The organism is Marinobacter persicus, from assembly GCF_002934325.1.
Classification (GTDB): domain Bacteria; phylum Pseudomonadota; class Gammaproteobacteria; order Pseudomonadales; family Oleiphilaceae; genus Marinobacter; species Marinobacter persicus_A.
Map to the genome: position 1 here is coordinate 1 of NZ_PTIV01000035.1, position 19,713 is coordinate 19,713.

Annotated in this window: 18 protein-coding genes; 3 read left to right on the plus strand and 15 right to left on the minus strand. The window is 59.0% G+C overall.

Features of this window, described 5'->3' with window-relative positions; all coding sequences use genetic code 11:
• Positions 1–539: 539 nt before the first annotated feature.
• From BY454_RS14710 to BY454_RS14725, 4 genes are all read right to left on the minus strand, one after another.
• A complete protein-coding gene (locus BY454_RS14710) occupies positions 540–1,049 on the minus strand; it encodes a CIA30 family protein (protein WP_104417289.1) in 510 nt (169 codons plus the stop codon).
• Positions 1,050–1,607: a YqiA/YcfP family alpha/beta fold hydrolase gene (locus BY454_RS14715; protein ID WP_104417290.1), complete on the minus strand. Its 558-nt coding sequence runs from the start codon at positions 1,605–1,607 to the stop codon at positions 1,050–1,052.
• 74 nt (positions 1,608–1,681) lie between these two features.
• Positions 1,682–2,887, minus strand: coding sequence for an MFS transporter (locus BY454_RS14720; protein ID WP_258075670.1), 1,206 nt, complete (start codon positions 2,885–2,887; stop codon positions 1,682–1,684).
• An 11-nt stretch (positions 2,888–2,898) separates the two neighbouring features.
• Positions 2,899–3,531: a metallophosphatase domain-containing protein gene (locus BY454_RS14725; RefSeq protein ID WP_104417291.1), complete on the minus strand. Its 633-nt coding sequence runs from the start codon at positions 3,529–3,531 to the stop codon at positions 2,899–2,901.
• A 94-nt stretch (positions 3,532–3,625) separates the two neighbouring features.
• On the opposite strand from BY454_RS14725, the gene BY454_RS14730 reads away from it, so the two are divergent.
• Positions 3,626–4,231, plus strand: coding sequence for a glutathione S-transferase N-terminal domain-containing protein (locus BY454_RS14730; protein WP_104417292.1), 606 nt, complete (start codon positions 3,626–3,628; stop codon positions 4,229–4,231).
• A 27-nt stretch (positions 4,232–4,258) separates the two neighbouring features.
• On the opposite strand, the gene putA is transcribed toward BY454_RS14730, so the two are convergent.
• On the minus strand, positions 4,259–7,888 hold the full coding sequence (gene putA / locus BY454_RS14735) for a bifunctional proline dehydrogenase/L-glutamate gamma-semialdehyde dehydrogenase PutA (RefSeq protein WP_104417293.1): 3,630 nt from the start codon (positions 7,886–7,888) through the stop codon (positions 4,259–4,261).
• A gap of 197 nt (positions 7,889–8,085) precedes the next feature.
• Between putA and BY454_RS14740 the strand changes: the two genes are divergently transcribed.
• Positions 8,086–8,538 (plus strand): winged helix-turn-helix transcriptional regulator, encoded by a 453-nt coding sequence (locus BY454_RS14740; protein WP_104417294.1) that lies wholly within the window; start codon positions 8,086–8,088, stop codon positions 8,536–8,538.
• Between the two features lie 9 nt (positions 8,539–8,547).
• Here BY454_RS14740 and BY454_RS14745 read toward each other — a convergent pair whose 3' ends face one another.
• Positions 8,548–9,189 carry a Crp/Fnr family transcriptional regulator gene (locus tag BY454_RS14745; protein ID WP_104417295.1) on the minus strand — a complete coding sequence of 214 codons (642 nt, stop codon included), beginning with the start codon at positions 9,187–9,189 and terminating at the stop codon, positions 8,548–8,550.
• Between the two features lie 110 nt (positions 9,190–9,299).
• Between BY454_RS14745 and BY454_RS14750 the strand changes: the two genes are divergently transcribed.
• Positions 9,300–9,488 (plus strand): YgaP family membrane protein, encoded by a 189-nt coding sequence (locus tag BY454_RS14750; protein WP_104417296.1) that lies wholly within the window; start codon positions 9,300–9,302, stop codon positions 9,486–9,488.
• 86 nt (positions 9,489–9,574) lie between these two features.
• Here the strand turns inward: BY454_RS14750 and BY454_RS14755 are convergent, their stop codons facing one another.
• The 9 genes from BY454_RS14755 to BY454_RS14795 all read right to left on the minus strand — a co-directional run bounded on the left by BY454_RS14755 (position 9,575) and on the right by BY454_RS14795 (position 19,685).
• On the minus strand, positions 9,575–9,940 hold the full coding sequence (locus tag BY454_RS14755; RefSeq protein WP_104417297.1) for a MerR family transcriptional regulator: 366 nt from the start codon (positions 9,938–9,940) through the stop codon (positions 9,575–9,577).
• A complete protein-coding gene (gene ihfA / locus BY454_RS14760) occupies positions 9,921–10,223 on the minus strand; it encodes an integration host factor subunit alpha (protein WP_104417298.1) in 303 nt (100 codons plus the stop codon). Before ihfA ends, BY454_RS14755 begins: the two co-directional genes overlap by 20 nt.
• 3 nt (positions 10,224–10,226) lie before the next feature.
• Positions 10,227–12,599 (minus strand): phenylalanine--tRNA ligase subunit beta, encoded by a 2,373-nt coding sequence (gene pheT, locus BY454_RS14765; RefSeq protein ID WP_104417299.1) that lies wholly within the window; start codon positions 12,597–12,599, stop codon positions 10,227–10,229.
• Between the two features lie 64 nt (positions 12,600–12,663).
• A complete protein-coding gene (gene pheS, locus BY454_RS14770) occupies positions 12,664–13,662 on the minus strand; it encodes a phenylalanine--tRNA ligase subunit alpha (RefSeq protein ID WP_104417300.1) in 999 nt (332 codons plus the stop codon).
• A gap of 134 nt (positions 13,663–13,796) precedes the next feature.
• Complete coding sequence (gene rplT, locus BY454_RS14775) at positions 13,797–14,150, minus strand: 50S ribosomal protein L20 (RefSeq protein WP_104417301.1); 354 nt, start codon at positions 14,148–14,150, stop codon at positions 13,797–13,799.
• A 28-nt stretch (positions 14,151–14,178) separates the two neighbouring features.
• Entirely contained in the window at positions 14,179–14,367 is a 189-nt protein-coding gene (gene rpmI, locus BY454_RS14780) for a 50S ribosomal protein L35 (RefSeq protein WP_104417302.1), read from the minus strand.
• A 93-nt stretch (positions 14,368–14,460) separates the two neighbouring features.
• On the minus strand, positions 14,461–15,006 hold the full coding sequence (gene infC, locus BY454_RS14785; RefSeq protein WP_104417303.1) for a translation initiation factor IF-3: 546 nt from the start codon (positions 15,004–15,006) through the stop codon (positions 14,461–14,463).
• An 8-nt stretch (positions 15,007–15,014) separates the two neighbouring features.
• Positions 15,015–16,928, minus strand: a complete 1,914-nt coding sequence (gene thrS / locus BY454_RS14790) for a threonine--tRNA ligase (RefSeq protein WP_104417304.1) — start codon at positions 16,926–16,928, stop codon at positions 15,015–15,017.
• Positions 16,929–17,084: 156 nt separating this feature from the next.
• On the minus strand, positions 17,085–19,685 hold the full coding sequence (locus BY454_RS14795; protein ID WP_104417305.1) for a TRAP transporter permease: 2,601 nt from the start codon (positions 19,683–19,685) through the stop codon (positions 17,085–17,087).
• Positions 19,686–19,713: the final 28 nt, after the last annotated feature.

Genomic DNA, 19,713 nt, shown 5'->3' on the forward strand with positions numbered 1-19,713 from the left:
GAACTCTGGGCTATATTTTCTGCGTCTGGACATGAACACTCCTTTGGCACATTGTGCCTCTTTTTGGGAATGTCCGCAGTAACGGGGTAGAACCCCTCAAAGCATTGTGCAAGGCAAGATTTTTTGCATCGAAGTGCCAATGAAGCGTGAAGGTGACGTCAATCTTCATCGAGTTTCCTAATAGAGCCCAACACGAAGCGTTTAAAGGTCGTCGCAGCATGACCTTTAAATGTGTATTGGACTAAGCCGCCGTCACCGGGGCCAGCGGGCAACGTATAAGAGTAAAGTAAATATTGGACAGGCGATGGAACGGCAACCCAAGCGGGTGCGTGCGTATGCCGGAAGTGGGTATCGTCCTGATGGTCACCATATAATGCCTCTTCCCTGGGTAATTCTAATCAGACTACCCCGCTGATTCTGTAATTTCCAGTTAGCACCGAGTCGAAGCCCGGCTCCTCAGGAGCTATAACAGTTGCTGAAAGCCGTCAGTGGTAGCGGCGAACCGTCACAAGCCCTCAGCTACGCAACCGGAACCTTCATCAAAAAAGAAACCAGTCCTCCATCCAGAGCTGAAACTCCCCAAACTGCCCACCGGAGATAAACAGGCTCACCGACGCCAGGCGGCTGGCATCCAGCGGCTCACAATCCGTTAACACTTTGCCGCGCCAGGTGGGCACAAAATCCGTGAATGGGAGCCGAATTCGGTTCCACTCCCCTGGTGTCGGTGTAAAACTGTGTTGGTAGACCGGGCTACGGCGGTCGGTGGTATTGCGAAGGCCCACCTTGTAGGTTTTGCCGTCGCCCAGGGCCAGGAATTCAATGCCGGTGTAATCCGAGGCGTCCAGCGGCTTTGGCAGGTCCGCCTTGGCGGAGGCGAAGCCGCCGCCGTTGTCGGGCCGCACGGTTCCGGAAAAGCAGCCCTGCCCTGCATTGATGGCCACCCTTCCCTCGGAGCGACCGCCCATGACCGGATCACCGATGGGCTGCCACTGCAGGGTATCATTATCCTGGCTAAAGCTGATCAGGTGCGCACGCCGAAGATCATTCATTTACGTGCCGTCCCTGGAACGAGCCAGGAATGCTTCGATGGCTGGCAAGGCCTCTTCCATGTGCGCGAAACGGTGGTCGCCGCCCGGGAACAGGATCACTTCGTAGTGATCTCCCAACACCGACTGGGTGTGGCTAGCGTCGATCACTTCGTCGCCTTCATCCAGCAGGATCAGGCCCTGGCCTTTGGTTGAAATGGGCCAGTAGCTGGCAACGGCGTCTTCCTCAAGGGTGTATGACTTGCCCTGGAAATCGACGCCGGAGCCGATGTATTTACGCAGGGTTTCAGACGGGGCCACCGCGGGGTTGATGGCCACGAACGGGATGCCGAGGGAGGCGCCCAGACTTGCCGCGAGCCAGCCACCCATGGAGGTGCCGACCACCACATCGACGTTGGCAAGATCGCCCTTCTCTATGGTCCGCATGAGCACTTCTTCAGCCGGGCGGGTGTACTCAATGTCGCAACCATGGACCGGACCAAGCCGCGCCAGGGTCTGGACCTTGGGCTTGTCCGGGTCAAAGCAACTGGCAAAGCCGTGGCAATAAAAAATGTTGAGCATGAAACCTCTCCTGTGACTGGTTGTGCGTTTCACGGCATGGGACGGCAGGATTTGAACCTGCGCCCTCTGCAGCGCTATATCGCCTCGCTGGACTGCATGGCGCGCTTCATGAATAGCAGGAACCCGGCAATGACAAGCCCCGATACCCCAAAGGCCAGGGCGAAGCCGCCAACTTCCAACACCAGGCCAAACATCAAGGGGGCCAGGAAGTGGATCGCCCGGTTGGCCATCAAACGCATGCCCAGGGCGCCGGAGCGCTTCTCTCGGTCCACGCTTTCGGCCAGGATGACCATGGACAACGGCTGGGTGAATCCAGAACCAATACCGACGATCACCGCCAGCAAGCCGAGCCAGACAACCTGCTCAGACAGGCCCAGGAAACCGATGCCCACCGCCAGGGCTCCGAGCGAAAGCAGCACCGTGGCCTCGCGCCCGCCGGCAGCGGCAATCACCCGGGCCATGAATGGCCGTACCAGCATGGAAACCCCGGCGCGCAGGCTCACCAGCACGCCAATAATCACCGGCGTTACCGCCAAGCTTTCCAGATAGACTGGCAGATAGCTGCCATAGACGCCAAGCGCGAACATGCCCAGCACGGTTACCAGCACCGACAACTGCACGCCCCGGTTAGCCCGCATCAGGGCCCACTGGGCCCGGAAGCCCACCTGGCCGCGTTTGACCGCCATTCGTTCCCGGGCCTGGCCGGTCAGGAAAATCGCTGCGGCGCCGGCGAAAAACGCGAACACCGCCATCACCGCAAACACGGAGCCCACGCCCGGCTGGGCGTCCAGTATTGCACCGGCCAGGAGGGGCCCTATCACCTGCCCGCCGGATAGCCAGGTGGCGTACCAGCCGAAGTATTTTTCCAGCCGAGGCCCGGTACCCAGATTTGAAATGATGGTCTGGGCCGACAACACCATCTGCAGGTGAGCCAGGCCGATCAGCAATTGCCCCAACACCAGCCCCGGGTAGCCGTACCAGAAATGCACGGACAGCAGCCCGACCACCATCAGCGCAGCCCCGGCGATCAGAGTGGAACGGCCACCATAGCGGGTGACCACGCCTCCGAGGGGGATCGCCAACAGCAACGGCAACAGGTACTGGGCACTCAAGATGGCACCAAGCACCACCGGCGAGGCCCCGAGCTGCAGGCCATATACCGGCACCGCCACGATCAGCATCGAATACACCACAAAGCAGAACGTCAGCGACACACACACCACCAGGAAATTCCGGGCGGCTTCGGGTTGGGGGATCTCGGGCGTTGTGGTGGAACTCAAGAAATCATCCCTCACAGATCCAGCACAATGGGTGGATTTTCCGGCCTGTACCACTCGGTGCAGGTACTGGCGTTGATCAACCGGGTGGAACCACGCTGGTATTCACCGTAGCCCTCGTGGATGTGACCAAAGATGTGTGCCTTCAAAGCGAGCTGGTCGATCCGCTCGAGCAGCTCCAGGCAGCCCACGCTCTGGTCGTGGAAGCCCATGGCCACCCGATCGCCAAAGCCCATGGGTGGCCCGTGGGTGATCAGCACGTCGGTGTTCTCGGGGATTTCAGCCCACTTGGTTTGCATTGGTTTGCCCCGGTCCAGCATGAACGCCCAATCCATAAAGGTGGGCGTCCAGGGGGAGCCCCAGAACCGAAAGCCGTCAACCTCAACACCGGAATCTTCCAGGTAGGTGGCGTTACTCAGCGCCGCCCTTGCATGGGCCGGGGCGGTCTGGAAGGCCCAGTCGTGGTTACCGGCAATCACAATCTTGTGACGGTGTGGCAGCGTGCCCAGCCAGTCGTTGAGATCTTCGATGTTGTCCAGCGTTCCTTGGCCCAGGCTGTCACCGGCGTGGATCAACACATCGCCCTCCGGAATGTCTGGCATTTGCCAGTGCAGGCTGTGGGTGTCGGAAATGCAGACAAGTCTCATGGATGGTCCTTGGTCGGAAGGCTTAAAAGGTTCAGGGCGCGATGGTTCCCCGGTATCCTGTGGGTCATTACAACCGGAAATCAAGGATAACACCATGGAACTCTACCTGAATGCCACTTCCCCCTACGCACGGGTTGCCCGCATCGCGGCCATGGAAAAAGGGCTGGAACCGGAACTGGTCTGGGTCGACCCCTGGTCCAATGACGAGCAGCTGCTTGACGTGAACCCGATGGCCCGGGTGCCGGTTCTGGTCACCGACGAGGGCCAGGCCATCAGCGAGTCTCTACTGGTTCTGCAGTACCTGGATGGCATCGTAGAGGCCACACCACTGTTTCCCGAATCGGCGTTAGCATCGGTCTTGCAGCTGACGGGGCTGGCCCAGGGGCTGATTGATGCCAGCTTTGGCACCGTGATCCAGCGCAAGCACGAGGGAGACACGGCCGATAATACCCTGCTGGGTCAGCGACGACTGGCGGCCATCAAACGTACTTTGGCGGGTCTGGAAAAAAACTTGGAGAGCGCCATTAAACAGCAGGAACTGCCGGCGTTCAGCGCGACACACATTGTGACTGGCGTGGCGTTGGAATACCTGGATTTCCGGTTGCCGGAGATCCACTGGCGGGAAAGTCACCCAGCGCTGGTTGAGCTGGACAAAGAAATGTCCGCCCGGGCCAGTTTTGCCCGGACGGCGTTTGCCTGAGCACCCGCAGGTGCTCAGGCCTGCCTCTTATTCCGCCGAGGCAATCAGGCTGGCGTTACCGCCCGCCGCCGTGGTGTCGATACACAGGTGGCGTTCGATCACGTAGCGCTGGTCCAGCTTGTGCTCGGTGATCAGCGGCAGCAACGCGCCATCACGCTGGCTCAGGGCCGCGCGGTACTGCTTCAGCAATGACTTTTCAGCCACGCTGACGGCAGCGCTGAAGCCTTCCAGGCTGGCCAGGGCGTCCGGGTCCAGCATGCCTTCGGCAACCGCCACCGGAAAACCGGCTTTGACGGCATCGGCCATGGCCTGCTCGGCCCCCGGTGCCACCACAACCACTTGGTTGCCCTGGGACAGCGCCACACCAGCCTGCTCGACGGCGGACTCGGCATCCGGCCCCAGGCACAGCACCACACCGCGAGGATGGTTCGACAGGTGGTTCTGCTCACCCGTCGGTCCCGGCAGGGCCTCGTAGCCTTCATCCAACGGCGCCGGCACCTCACCGAAGTAGGGTTTCAGGGCCGCCTGGCGCTCTTCCGGTTCCGTGACCTTCATTTTGCCAGCTTTTTCGATCAGGCCCTGGACCGCATCGGCCGTGACCACCTGGTCGGTGGACTTGGCGGGGCGTTCAATGGTCTCACCCTTGAGGAAGCGGCGAACATATTGCGGGCCGCCCGCCTTGGGACCGGTGCCCGACAGCCCTTCCCCACCGAACGGCTGGGAACCGACAATCGCGCCGATCTGGTTGCGGTTCACGTAGGTGTTGCCCACGTGGATGCGGCTGGCGATGTGCTCAATGCGACGGTCCACACGACTGTGGATACCGAAGGTCAGGCCGTAGCCCTTGGCATTGATGGAATCGATCACCTTGTCGATGTCCTTGGCCTCGAAGGTGGCCACGTGCAGTACCGGGCCGAAGATTTCCTCTTCCATCTCCTCGATGCCGCTCACGCGAATCACCGCCGGCGATACAAACCGGCCGTTCTCGGGCACGTCCAGCTTCTTCAGGAGCTTGCCTTTCTGCTCATGCTCGCGGCAGTAATCCGTGATCTTCTTGTGGGATTCGTCATCAATCACCGGGCCCACGTCGGTGGAGAGGTGCCACGGGTCGCCAATGCCCAGCTCTTCCATGGCGCCATAGAGCATTTCCAGCAGGTTGTCGGCGATGTCCTTTTGCACGTACAGCATGCGCAGGGCCGAACAACGCTGGCCGGCGCTCTGGAACGAGGACGCCAGCACATCGCGCACCACCTGCTCCGGCAGGGCGGTGGAATCGACGATCATGGCGTTCAGGCCCCCGGTTTCCGCCACCAGCGGGGCATCTGGCGCCATGTTCTCGGTCATGGCCTTGTTGATGATGTGGGCGGTGTCGGTGCCGCCAGTGAAGCACACCCCGGTCACCCGGGAATCGGACGTCAGTGCCGCACCCACGGTGCCGCCATCGCCCGGCAGCAGTTGCATGGCTTCTTTCGGAACGCCCGCCTGATGCATCAGCTGCGCGGCCCGGGCCGCCAACAGGGAGGTCTGCTCAGCCGGCTTCGCCACCACGGCATTACCTGCCGCCAGGTTTGCCAGGATCTGGCCGGTGAAGATTGCCAGCGGGAAGTTCCAGGGCGAAATACAGCACATAACGCCACGGGCTTCGCCCGCGTCTTTGTAGCGCAGGCCCTCGTTGGCGTAGAACATGGCGAAGTCCACCGCCTCACGCACTTCCGCCACGGCGTCCAGCAGGGATTTACCGGCTTCGCGGGTGGTCAGGGCGAACAGTTCGTGCACGTTCTCTTCATACAGATCACCCACCTTGCGGATGATGGCCGCACGCTCCTCGGCCGGCACCGCGGACCACTGCTTGAAGCCTTCCTGGGCAGCGTCCAGTGCGGCGTTTACGTCCGCCTCGGAGGCGTGGGTAATCTTGCCCACCATGTCATCCGGGTTGGCAGGGTTGCGCACTTCCACCACGTCGCCACCGTTGGCTGAGCCGGCAAACACCGGTCCCAGTTCCCACTGGTGGGTTTTATACTGGCCACGGCCTTCGTCCAACTCGGCAATGGTGACCGGATCGGTCAGATCCCAGCCCTTGGAGTTGCGGCGCTGGTCGCCAAAGATCTTCGCCGGCGGCACGATGGCCTTGCTGGACAGGTTGTGGCCCAGCGCGTTCACGGCATCCACCGGGTCCCGGGCGATTTCTTCCGGAGTGATGCTGGTGTCCACAATCTGGTTCACGAAGGAACTGTTGGCACCGTTTTCCAGCAGACGACGCACCAGGTAGGCCAGCAGATCCTTGTGGGCACCCACCGGCGCGTAGATGCGGCACGGCACGCCACTGTCTTCAATCACCTGGTCGTGCAGGGACTCGCCCATGCCATGCAGGCGCTGGAACTCGAACTTGGAGTTGTCCAGGTCTTTAGCCAAGTGCAGCACGGCCGACACCGAATGGGCGTTGTGAGTCGCAAACTGCGGGTAGATGCGGTCGGTCATGCCCAGCAACTGACGGGTGCAGGCCAGGTAGGACACATCACTGCATACCTTGCGGGTGAAGACCGGGAAGTCACTCAGGCCCATGACCTGGGCGCGCTTGATTTCGGCATCCCAGTAGGCGCCTTTCACCAGGCGAACCATGATCCGGCGGTCAAGTTTCGTCGCCAACCCATAGAGCCAGTCCAGGGTCTGAGCCGAGCGCTTGCCGAAGGCCTGGACTACCACGCCAAAGCCGTCCCAACCGGCCAACTCGGGGTCCGCGAGGATGGCTTCGATTACGTCCAGGGAAATATCCAGACGGTCCTGTTCCTCGGCGTCAATGTTGAAGCCCATGTTGGCGCGCGCGGCTTTCTTGGCCAGCTCCAGCGCCCGGGGCATCAACTCATTCATTACCCTTTCTTTCTGGCCGTACTCGTAACGGGCCAGCAGGGCGGAGAGCTTCACGGAAATGCCTGGGTTGGTGCGCACATCGCCCTTGCAACGCTTGCTGATGCTGTCGATGGCGTTGGAATAGGCGTTGTAGTAACGCACGGCATCGTCATCGGTACGGGCGGCTTCGCCGAGCATGTCGTAGGAGTAGGTGTAACCCTGGCGCTCCTGCTCTTTACCGTTGTCCTGGGCTTCTTCGATGTCGCGGCCCAGTACGAACTGCCGGCCCATTTCTTTCATGGCCTGGCCGGCCACGGTGCGAACCACCGGCTCACCCATGCGCTTGACCATCTTGCGCAGGGTATCGCCCACGCTCTGGCGCTCGGAATCCTTGAGCAGGTTACTGGTCATCAGCAGCGCCACGGTGGCGGAGTTGATCAGCCCGGATTTCGCCTTGCCCACGTGATCGCCCCAGTTACCGGAGGTGATCTTGTCTTCGATCAGATCGTGGATAGTGAGGTTGTCCGGCACCCGCAACAGGGCCTCGGCCAGACACATCAACGCCACGCCTTCCTTGGTGGTCAGACCGTATTCGGCGAGGAATTTCTCCATAATCGTGGGGCGGGCGTTCTCACGCACACTGCGCACCAGCTCAGCAGCATTGGCAGAAATGGCCGAACGCTCCTCCTCAGTCAGCTGTGCCTCGTCAATCAGCGTGTGAATGACGTCGTACTCATCCGCCAGGTAATTATTGCGGATTGCCTGACGCAGCTCCTGAAGCTCTGGCGCCGAAGTTTGGTGCAGAGTCATGGTCTACCCTCCTGATTATTGGAATACTCCCTACATTCTAGCTAAGGCCCAGTATGTATTTTTCCTGTAAGGGTTTCCCGGAATGATCACCCTTCCTTTATTAATACCCTTTTTTATTCGTAATGATTGGCCAAATCGATAAAATAAGGAATATTCACTAATGCAAAATACAAAACACTCTAAAGAGGATAGCAGCCATGGCCGAGCTGGACAGAATCGACCTTTCAATCATCCGGGAGCTGCAAAGGAACGGGCGAATCACCGTGACCGACCTGGCCTCCCGGGTCGGCCTGTCGAAAACACCGTGCCAGGTGCGCATGCGCCGGCTGGAGGAACAGGGCTACATCACCGGCTACAGCGCCATGGTGAACCAGACCAAGCTGGGCATTGACCACGTGGCTTTTGCCCAGGTCACCTTGAACGACACCAGCAGCAAGGCGCTGACCGCCTTCAACGAAGCGGTGCGCCAGATCTCGGCGGTGGAGCAGTGCCACATGATGGCGGCGAACTTTGACTACCTGTTGAAGATACGCACCCGGAATATGGCGGAATACCGACAGGTGCTGGGAGAACAGGTGTCCAGCCTGCCCCATGTGCTACAGACCAGCACCTTCGTGGTGATGGAAAGCGTGAAAGATCGCGGGATTTAGGGAGGGCGGTCAGGCAATGGAGGGTTTTGCCAGCAGGCCGGTCAGCTCGATTCGCCCACGGGACAGGCGCACCAGATCCTTTCGCTCCAGCTCCTTGAGCAGGCGGCTGATCACTTCCCGGGCCGTGCCAAGCTCGACGCCCAGTTCCTGGTGGGTGATGGTCAGCACGCTCTGCCCCTGCCGCGCACGGGCCAACAGCCATTCTTCCAGGCGCTCGTCCATACGGTGGAAAGCCACCTCTTCCACCAGCAGCATCAGGTCGTCCAGCCGTTTGCCATAGGATTCCATAATCCCCAGGCGAAATTCCGGTGACTGGGCCATCAGCTCGTCAAACAGCGGGCGGGGAATCATGGCCGCTTCGGTTGCTTCCTCGACCACCGCTTCGGCCCGGTAACCCCGGCCGGTCATCAGGCAGCCGATCGACAGGGTGCAGATGTCGTCGGCGGTCATCCGGTACAGCACGATGCTGTGCCCGGACACCCCCGTCATCTGGACCTTGACTCCGCCCCTGATCACCAGAGGCAGCCCCTGGCAGGATTCCCCGGCCCGGAACAGCACCTGGCCGGGCGGGAAGCGCATCACCTGCACTTCGGCCAGGGTGTTGTCGCGCAGCCGGTCACCGAGGGTATTAAAAATGCTGTGAGCGGCCATGGCGGGTTCCTTCAACGAAAAAAATGGTTTGAGTGTGACTTTATCACTGAACGCCACAGGCCTGCAGGCTAGAGTTAAACCATAAGGGACAAAAGGAAGGAGGTTCAGAGATGACTATCAATATGGGTTCTGCAGACAGAATCGTCCGCGCCATTGTGGGCGTTGTACTCATTGCGTTGGTGTTTGTGGGCCCGCAAACACCCTGGGGCTGGATTGGCATTATTCCCCTGGCGACCGCCGCGTTTGGCATGTGCCCTGCCTACAGCCTGCTGGGCATCAAGACCTGCAAGAAGAAATAGTCAGGTTCGCGAATGGGGTAAAGAAAAGGCCGGTGAGGAGTTTCCTTCCGGCCTTTTTCGTAATCGTTAGGTACTGAGCGCTTGGGCTATCGAACCGGCGTGTTCAACACGTCCAGCACTTCTTCCAACTCGGTGATCATCTGGCGGATCAGCTGTTTGTACTGGGAGGTATCGTCTTTCACCTCGGTACTGCTGAGTTTCTGCTTGGCACCGCCAATGGTGAAGCCCTGATCGTACAGCAGGCTGCGGATCTGACGGATGGTGATCACATCGGCGCGCTGATAGTACCGGCGGTTGCCGCGACGTTTGACCGGTGACAGCTGGGGAAACTCCTGCTCCCAGTACCGCAGAACGTGCGCCTTCACTGCGCAAAGTTCCGCCACCTCTCCAATGGTAAAATAACGTTTGCCGGGAATGGCCGGCAATTCGTTGTTATGACTGGGTTCCAGCATACGCTTCCACTTTTTGCTTCAGTTTCTGGCCTGGTCGGAAGGTCACAACGCGCCGGGCGCTGATGGGAATCTCTTCCCCGGTTTTCGGGTTCCGGCCCGGCCGCTGGCTTTTGTCACGAAGGTCAAAATTGCCAAACCCGGACAACTTTACCTGTTCGTTATGGCTGAGTGCGCCTCTGATTTCATCAAAGAAAGCTTCCACCATTTCCTTGGCTTCCCGCTTGTTCAGGCCCAATTCCTCGTACAAGCGCTCCGCCATGTCCGCCTTCGTCAACGCCGCCATCGTTTAGCTCCTCAGTGTTGCCCCCAGCTCTTCTTTCAGGGCGTCAATCACGCCGTTGAAGAGCGAATGCACTTCGTCCTCGTTCAGCGTGCGCTCGGGATGCTGCCAGAAAAGACTCAGCGCCAGGCTGCGGTTCCCCTCACCCAGGCTTTCGCCTTCGTACACATCAAACACACGCAAGGCTGTGAGGTGTTCGCCAGCAAAACGGCGAGCCACATGCTCCACCTGCGCGAACGCCACATCGTTGCCGATAATGATAGCCAAATCTCGCCGAACTTCCGGGAATTTTGAAATGGCTTTGAAATTAGGCACATATCCGGTAACGATCGAGTTCAAGAATAGCTCAAACATAAGGATCGTGCCATTAAGTTCCAGATTTTTCTGCACTTGCGGGTGCAATGTGCCCAGCCAGCCGACATGTTCGCCATCACGCATCAACTCGGCGGTCTGGCCCGGGTGCAGGGCGGCGTGCTGGCTGGCGATGAAATCCACTTCAATACCCAGCAGGCTGAACAGGCTTTCCAGCTCGCCTTTTACGTCGTAAAAATCGGTGGCCCGGCGGCCGTTGATCCAGTTCTCGGGGGTCTGATTACCCACCACGACGCCGGCCAGCATGGGCTGCTGATCGATACCGTCTTGGGTCTGCTCAAACCGCAGGCCGGTTTCGAACAGGCGGATGCGCGGTTGCTGGCGATTCTGGTTGTGGGCGACGGTTTTCAGCAGGCCGCTCCAGAGCGTGGTGCGCATAACCGACAGGTCCGCTGAAATCGGGTTGGCCAGGGCGATGCCGTCGTGGTCCGGGTCCACCAGTTCCTGGACTTTCGGGTCCACGAAACTGTAGGTAATGGCTTCCTGATAACCCTGGGCCACGAAGTAGTTACGAATCGCCGACACCGGGCGCGTGGCCTCTTCGCGCACACTCAGGCCCAGCGAACCCACCGGCTCGGTAACCGGCAGGTTGTTGTAACCGTAAATGCGGCCAACTTCTTCGATCAGGTCTTCTTCAATGGCGATGTCCGGACGGAAGCTGGGTGCTTTTACGCGCCAGGCGTCACCGCTGGACTCTTCGATGCTCAGTCCCAGACGGGTCAGGATGTTTTCAACCGTATCCGCGTCGATGGCCAGGCCCAATACATCGTTCAGGCGCTTCTGGCGCAGGGTGATGCGGGGTGCTTTCGGCAAGTGCTCGTCGGAGGCAACCTCGACAATCTCACCCGGCTCACCGCCGACAATGTCCATCAGCAGACGGGTGGCACGTTCCATGGCGTCGCGGGCCAGCTGGTAGTCCACGCCACGCTCAAAACGGTGGGAGGCGTCGGTATGCAGGCCGTATTCCCGGGCCTTGCCGGCCAGGGTGATGGGGTCAAAATAGGCGGATTCGAGCACCAGGTCCCGGGTTTTCTCACTCACGCCGGAATGCTCGCCACCCATCACGCCGGCGATGGCAATGGGCTTGTCGTGATCGGCAATCACCAGGGTGTCTTCGGTCAGTTCGACTTCCTGGCCGTCCAGCAGCACCAGCTTCTCGGCCGGCTTGGCCATGCGCACCACGATGCCACCGCTGATTTCTTCGCGGTCAAAGGCGTGCATGGGCTGGCCCTGCTCCAGCAACACGAAGTTGGTCACGTCCACGGCCGGATCTATGGAGCGGATGCCGGAGCGGCGCAGTTTTTCCTGCATCCACAGCGGGGTTTCGGCGGTCAGGTTCACGTTGCGCAGAATCCGGCCCAGGTAACGGGGGCAACCGGCTGGCGCTTCAATACGGATGTCGGGCACTTCCGAATGCACGGCGTCCACCGACTCAATAGCCGGGGCGTTGGTCGCCAGGCTGTTCAGTACGCCTACTTCCCGGGCCAGACCCTTGATGGACAGGCAGTCGGCGCGGTTGGGGGTCAGGTCCACATCAATGGTGATGTCGTTCAAACCCATGAATTCACGGAAATCCTGGCCGGTGGGGGCGCTTTCGGGCAGCTCCATCAAACCGTCGCTGGCCTCGGACAGGCCAAGTTCAGCCTCGGCGCACAGCATGCCCTGGGAGGGCTGGCCACGCAGCTTGGCCTTCTTGATCTTGAAGTTACCCGGCAATACCGCACCCACTTCGGCAAACGGCACTTTCAGGCCTTCGCGTACGTTGGGGGCGCCACACACCACCTGCACGGTTTCTTCACCGTTGCTCACCTGACAGACCCGCAGCTTGTCGGCGTCCGGGTGTGGCTCAACCGACTGAACTTCGCCGACCACCACGCCGGAGAATTCGCCGGCGACGGGCTCGAAGCCGTCCACTTCCAGCCCGGCCATGGTGATCTGGTCCATCAATTCCTGGGAGCCAATGTTCGGGTTAACCCACTCGCGCAGCCACTGTTCACTGAATTTCATGGTTTATGCCTTGTCCTGATGCGGTTTGCCTGATGTTTGGTTGCCGTATGCGTAATGGTCGTTGTTATCGGAACTGACGCAAGAAGCGCAGATCGTTCTCGAAGAACATGCGCAGGTCGTTCACGCCGTAGCGAAGCATGGCCAGGCGCTCCACGCCCAGGCCAAAGGCAAAGCCACGGTACTTCTCGGCATCGATACCGCAATGTTCGAATACTTTCGGGTGCACCATGCCGCAACCCATGACTTCCAGCCACTTGATGCTGCCATCGGCCTCGCGGCCCCACTCAATATCCACTTCCGCGGAGGGCTCGGTGAACGGGAAATAGGACGGGCGGAAACGCACTTTCAGGTCGCGCTCGAAGAACACCCGCAGGAACTCTTCCACGGTGCTTTTGAGGTCGGCGAAGCTGACGTTCTCTTCCACCAGCAACCCTTCCACCTGGTGGAACATGGGGGTGTGGGTCATGTCGGAATCGCAGCGGTACACGCGGCCCGGGCAGATCATCCGGAACGGCGGCTTGTCGGCCTCCATGGTGCGGATCTGGACCGGGGAGGTGTGGGTGCGCAGGACCGTGCCCAGGTTGAAGTAGAAGGTGTCGTGCATGGCACGGGCCGGGTGATGGTCCGGAATGTTCAGGGCCTCGAAGTTGTGATAATCGTCTTCGATCTCGGGCCCTTGCTCCACGCTGTAACCGGCGCGGGCAAAAATGTCTTCAATACGCTGCAGGGTGCGGGTTACCGGGTGCAGACCACCCAGATCCTGGCCACGGCCCGGCAGGGTCACGTCGATGGTCTCGGCTGCGAGCTTGGCCTCGATGGCGGCCTTCTCCAGCTCCGAGCGGCGGGCGTTGATCGCCTGCTCCACCTGCCCCTTGGCTTCGTTAATTTTCTGGCCGGCCGCTGGACGTTCCTCGGGAGACAGTTTGCCCAGTGTTTTCGCCTGCTGGGTGATGATGCCTTTCTTGCCGAGGTATTCCACACGAATTTGATCAAGTGCTTGCAGACCGTCTGCCTTTTCGACGGCACTGAGCCCGTCCTGAACCAGTTGCTCCAGGTTTTCCATTGACCCTGCTCCAAACCAGAAATGGGGTATTTAAAACAAAAATAGGGGAAGAGCGCGCCCTTCCCCTATTCAGAAAGCGCCGGGGTATGAATCCGGCGCCGGATCGATCAGTAATCGATTGAGATCTTAAGCGATCACAGGGACGCTTTGGCCTTCTCAACAACAGCGGCAAACGCCTGCTGCTCGTTCATGGCCAGATCGGCCAGAACCTTACGATCGATTTCAACGTTTGCCTTCTTCAGACCAGCGATCAGACGGCTGTAAGACAGGCCGTTGGCGCGGGCGCCAGCGTTGATACGGGCGATCCACAGGGCGCGGAAAGCGCGCTTGCGGTTACGACGGTCACGGTAGGCATACTGATGCGCCTTGATGACCGCCTGTTTGGCAACCCGGAAAACACGGCTACGGGCACCGTAGTAACCCTTGGCCTGCTTCATGATCTTCTTGTGACGACGACGTGCTACCACGCCACGCTTTACACGAGCCATACTTTAATCCTTCTTAACCAGTAAATGCTTAGGCGATCATACGCTTGATGGAAGCCACGTCAGACTTGGCAACCAGCTTGGTGCCACGCAGCTGACGCTTACGCTTGGGGCTCTTCTTGGTCAAGATATGACTGGTGAAGGACTGCTTGTGCTTGAAGCCGTTGGCGGTTTTCTTGAACCGCTTCGTGGCTCCGCTTTTGGTTTTCATCTTGGACATTTTTTAAAACTCCGCATTCTATTTTTTAAAAACAAATGTGCCCCTGAACGACAAATCCCCCGCCGATGCGGGGGACCGGTCATCGATTCAGGTTCACTTCTTCTTGCGGGGAGCCACAACCATGGTCATCTGGCGGCCTTCCATTTTCGGCCGCTGTTCTACCTGGGCAAGCTCGGCGACGTCTTCCTCAACCCGGTTCATGAGCTTCATACCAATTTCCTGGTGTGCCATCTCACGTCCCCGGAAGCGGATCGTTACCTTGCCGCGGTCCCCATTTTCAAGGAAACGTACCAGGTTGCGTAGTTTGACCTGATAATCCCCTTCTTCAGTTCCTGGACGGAACTTGACCTCTTTGACCTGCGTTTGCTTCTGCTTTTTCTTGGCAGCCGCCTTGGCCTTTTTCTCTTCGAAGATCTTCTTGCCGTAGTCCATTATCTTACAGACGACCGGATCGGAATCCGTAACCTGAACCAGGTCAAGAGACGCTTCTTCTGCTTTTGCAAGCGCTTCCGCAATGGGAACAATTCCCACCTGCTCGCCTTCGGCGTCGATCAGGCGGACTTCAGTTGCGTCAATATTGTTATTGATGGGCGCTTTAGGTGTACGCCCACCCCGATTGGCTCGCTGTTTGATAGTCAGATCTCCGTTTAGTTTCTACCTTTGCGTTCGACGTCTTGCTTCAACAGTTGCTCAAAGTCGTCGATCGACATGGTTCCCAGGTCTTCGCCTTTGCGCGTCCTTACGGCAACGGCATTGTTTTCGACTTCTTTATCGCCAACAACGACCAGATAGGGAACCTTGTTAAGAGTATGCTCGCGAATTTTAAAGCCGATCTTCTCGTTTCTCAAGTCAGCATTAACCCGATATCCGACTGATTCGAGTTTTTCTGCCAGATTCTGGCAATAATCAGCCTGATTATCCGTAATATTCAGTACCGCTACCTGGGTGGGAGCCAGCCAGGTCGGGAACGCGCCTTCGTATTCCTCAATCAGGATACCAATGAAACGCTCAAAGGAACCCAGTACTGCACGGTGCAACATCACCGGCGTTTTGCGCTCGGAGTGGTCATCAACATATTGAGCGCCCAGGCGGCCCGGCATGGAGAAGTCCACCTGCACGGTACCACACTGCCATACACGGCCGATACAGTCCTTCAGGGAGAACTCGATCTTGGGTCCGTAGAAGGCGCCCTCACCCGGCAGCAGTTCCCAATCCACGCCTTCGCGGTTCAGGGCCTGCTCCAGCGCGGCTTCCGCCTTGTCCCAGACTTCATCAGAACCCACGCGCTTTTCCGGACGGGTGGACAGCTTGTACAGAATCTCGCTGAAGCCGAAATCGGCGTAGATTTCATGCAGCATATTGATAAACGCCGACACTTCCTCCTGGATGGAGTCCTCTTCACAGAAAATGTGGGCGTCGTCCTGGGTAAAACCACGCACCCGCATCAGGCCGTGCAAAGCACCGGAAGCCTCATTACGGTGGCAGGAACCGAATTCCGCCAGACGCAGGGGCAGGTCCTTGTAGCTTTTCAGGCCCTGGTTGAACACCTGCACGTGGCAGGGACAGTTCATGGGCTTGATGGCGTAATCGTGCTTCTCGGACTCAGTGGTGAACATGTCGTCCTTGAATTTGTCCCAGTGCCCGGACTTTTCCCAGAGCGTGCGGGACACCACCTGCGGCGTCTTGATTTCCTGGTAGCCGTGCTTGCGCTGCTGGGCGCGCATATACTGCTCGACTTCCTGGTACAGGGACCAGCCATCCGGGTGCCAGAACACCATGCCCGGCGCTTCTTCCTGCATGTGGAACAGACCCAGCTTCTTGCCCACCTTGCGGTGGTCACGCTTTTCGGCTTCTTCCAGGCGGTGCAGATATGCCTTCAGGTCTTTTTTGTTGCCCCAGGCGGTGCCGTAGATACGCTGCAGCTGCTCGTTGTTGTGATCGCCGCGCCAGAACGCGCCGGCCACTTTGGTCAGCTTGAAGGCCTTGAGCTTGCCGGTGCTGGGCACGTGGGGGCCACGGCACAGGTCGATGAACTCGCCCTGCTTGTAGAAGGAAAGGTCTTCCTCGCCCGGAATGTCCTGGATAATCTGGACCTTGTATTCCTCGCCCATATCCTCGAACAGCTTGATGGCCTCGTCGCGGGACATGATGGAGCGGGAAACCGGCAAATCCTGCTTGGCCAGCTCGTTCATACGCTTCTCAATACGGGCCAGGTCCTCGTTGGTGAACGGGCGCTCGTATTTGAAGTCGTAGTAGAAGCCGTTTTCAATCACCGGCCCGATGGTTACCTGGGCTCCCGGGAACAGCTCCTGGACCGCCATGGCCATCAGGTGGGCGGTCGAGTGGCGGATGACATCCACGCCCTCTTCATCGCGATCGGTCACAATCGCCAGTTCAGCATCGTTCTCGATCAGGTAACTGGTGTCCACCAGCTTGCCATTCACCTTGCCAGCCAGGGAGGCCTTGGCCAGGCCGGCACCAATATCGGCGGCCACATCGTGAACGGTAACAGGCTCGGAAAAACTGCGATGACTGCCGTCCGGCAGGGTAACTACAGGCATGGATATCTCCTCGATGATTCTCAGCGGTGATCTATACCAGAGATCACTTGGTTGCCGGCCCAGCGACACAAACCGCGGGGCAGAGTTGGAGGCGAGTCTAACAGAAAAAAGCCCGGCAGCAACGCCGGGCTTTTACGGAGGGCACGATTTGCAGGATCAGGCCGCTTGCGCCTTGGCATCCTCGCGCTTCTTGCGCCTCAGTTGACCCCAGGCAAGGAACGCCAGGAGAATCAAGGCGGGAATGACCATCAGTTCTTTCGGCGGCCGGTCTTTTTCAACCTGCACCTTGTCGATGGTCCAGCCAAAGCCGATACCCACCTGCTCCGCCATGCTGCCAAAGTTCACAAAGTCGACCACCATCCGGTCGCCACTGGCAGAAAGCTCCAGGCCAGCTTCCGCCAGCCGCTGCTCCGGGGTTTCACCGGCTGGCAGGGGCAAACGCAGGTACTTGGAGGTCTCATCGCCATCGATCGACATGCCGGAGGCCTGAATGATAATGGGCTGGTCGGCCGGCACATCCTCAACATGCTGGTAAATTTCCGTGGCCGGACGATCCTCGGTCGGCGGGTAGACCATATCCCACCAGAAACCCGGCCGGAACAGGGTAAAGGTGATCAGCAGCAGCAGAACGGTTTCCCACCACCGGGTCTTGGTGAACCAGAACCCCTGGGTGGCGGCAGAAAACACCAGCATGGCCGTGACCGCGCTGAAGATGGTCACCAGCAGATCCACCCATCCCGTCAAGCCAATCAACAATAACTGGGTATTGAAGATAAACATGAACGGCAGAATCGCGGTCCGGATGTCATAGGTGAAGCCCTGCACACCCGTCCTGATGGGATCACCGCCGGAGATGGCCGCCGCAGCATAGGCGGCCAGACCCACGGGCGGCGTGTCATCGGCCAGGATACCGAAGTAGAACACAAACAGGTGTACGGCAATCAACGGCACCAGCAGGCCGTTTTCGGCACCCAGGGTAACAATCACCGGCGCCATAAGAGTGGAAACCACAATGTAGTTGGCCGTGGTGGGCAACCCCATGCCCAGGATCAAACTGATAATGGCGGTGAAGATCAGCATCAACAGGATATTCCCGCCGGAGATGACCTCCACGAACTGGGTCATGACCAGACCAATGCCCGTCAGGGTGACCGTGCCAACCACAATACCGGCAGTGGCCGTTGCCACACCGATACCGATCATGTTTCGCGCCCCGGTGGCCAGGGAGTGGAACAGATCAACAATCCCGCCGGTGAATTCACTGGATAGGTGGCCGTGCTTTCGGAAGAATGATTTCAGCGGGCGCTGGGTTATCACGATAAAGATCATGAAGGCCGTCGCCCAGAAGGCAGACAACTGGGGAGAAAAGCGCTCAACAGTGAGGCACCACACCAGAACCACAACTGGCAAGAGGAAATACAATCCCGATTTTACGGTCGGCCCCACTTCCGGCAACTCTCCCATCTCCTTCGATGGGTCATCTTCTTCCAGTGGCGGGAACCGGGTGGCGTACCACACCAGACCCACGTACACGGCAACCAGTAGCGGCCCCAGAACCCACATAGCCGCCTCACCGAAGATATCTTTAACCCAACCAACCCCGTAATAAACGGCAAACGTGAGGACACTCAGGCCAATGAGCAGGACCACCCAGGTGAGCATCCGCTGAGCCAGTGTTGGCTTGTTCAGGCGCTCAATGCCCTTCATGTTCAGCTTGCAGGCTTCCAGGTGGACGATGTAGATCAACGCCACGTAGGAGATCAGCGCCGGCAGGATGGCATGCTTGATGACTTCCAAATAGGAAATGCCCACATATTCGACCATGAGAAACGCTGCGGCACCCATGATCGGCGGAGTCAGTTGGCCATTGGTGGAAGCAGCCACTTCAACAGCGCCGGCCTTGGTGGCCGGAAAGCCCACCCGCTTCATCAGTGGAATGGTAAAGGTACCCGTGGTGACCACGTTCGCGATGGAGGAACCGGAGATGACGCCACTCAGACCACTGGAGACAACCGCAGCCTTGGCCGGCCCGCCACGCATGTGGCCAAGCATGGAATACGCCATCTTGATGAAGTAGTTACCTGCCCCGGCGCGTTCCAGCAAGGCGCCGAACAACACGAACAGGAAAACGAAGCTGGTGGAAACCCCCAGGGCCACACCGAAGACACCCTCGGTGCCAAGCCATTGATGCGATGCCAGCTTACTTAAACTTACGCCTTTGTGAGAGATCACATCCGGCATGTATGGACCGGCCAGCGAATAGGTAATAAAGACCGCCGCCACAATGGTCAGCGGCAAGCCCAATGCCCGGCGAGTTGCTTCCAGCAGCAACACCAGGCCAGCCAGCGCCACCCATAGATCCTGGGTAATCGGGGCACCCGGTCGTGTCGCCAGCTCGTCATAGAAAACAAAAAGGTAAGACGCCGCAAATGCAGCCGCCAACGCCAGCACCCAGTCATAGATGGGCACTTTGGTGTCGTGTTTCCCCTTGATCATCGGGAACGCTGCGTAGGCGAGAAAAACGGCAAACGCGAGGTGAATGGAACGCGCTTCCGTGGAATTGAAAATACCGAAATCCAGAATAAACGGCAGGGGTGATGCAATCCAGAGCTGGAACAGGGACCAGCACACCGGAACAATGAAAAGCAAAACTGCTGAAGGCCCGGTTAACGCTCTGCCACCGGTTTCTGTCTGCAACACCTGCTGTACATCAGCAGTACTGACACCCGCACCAGTATCCGGCTCATTCTTTGCCATGAAAGTTTCCTGTGGTGGGAAATAACTG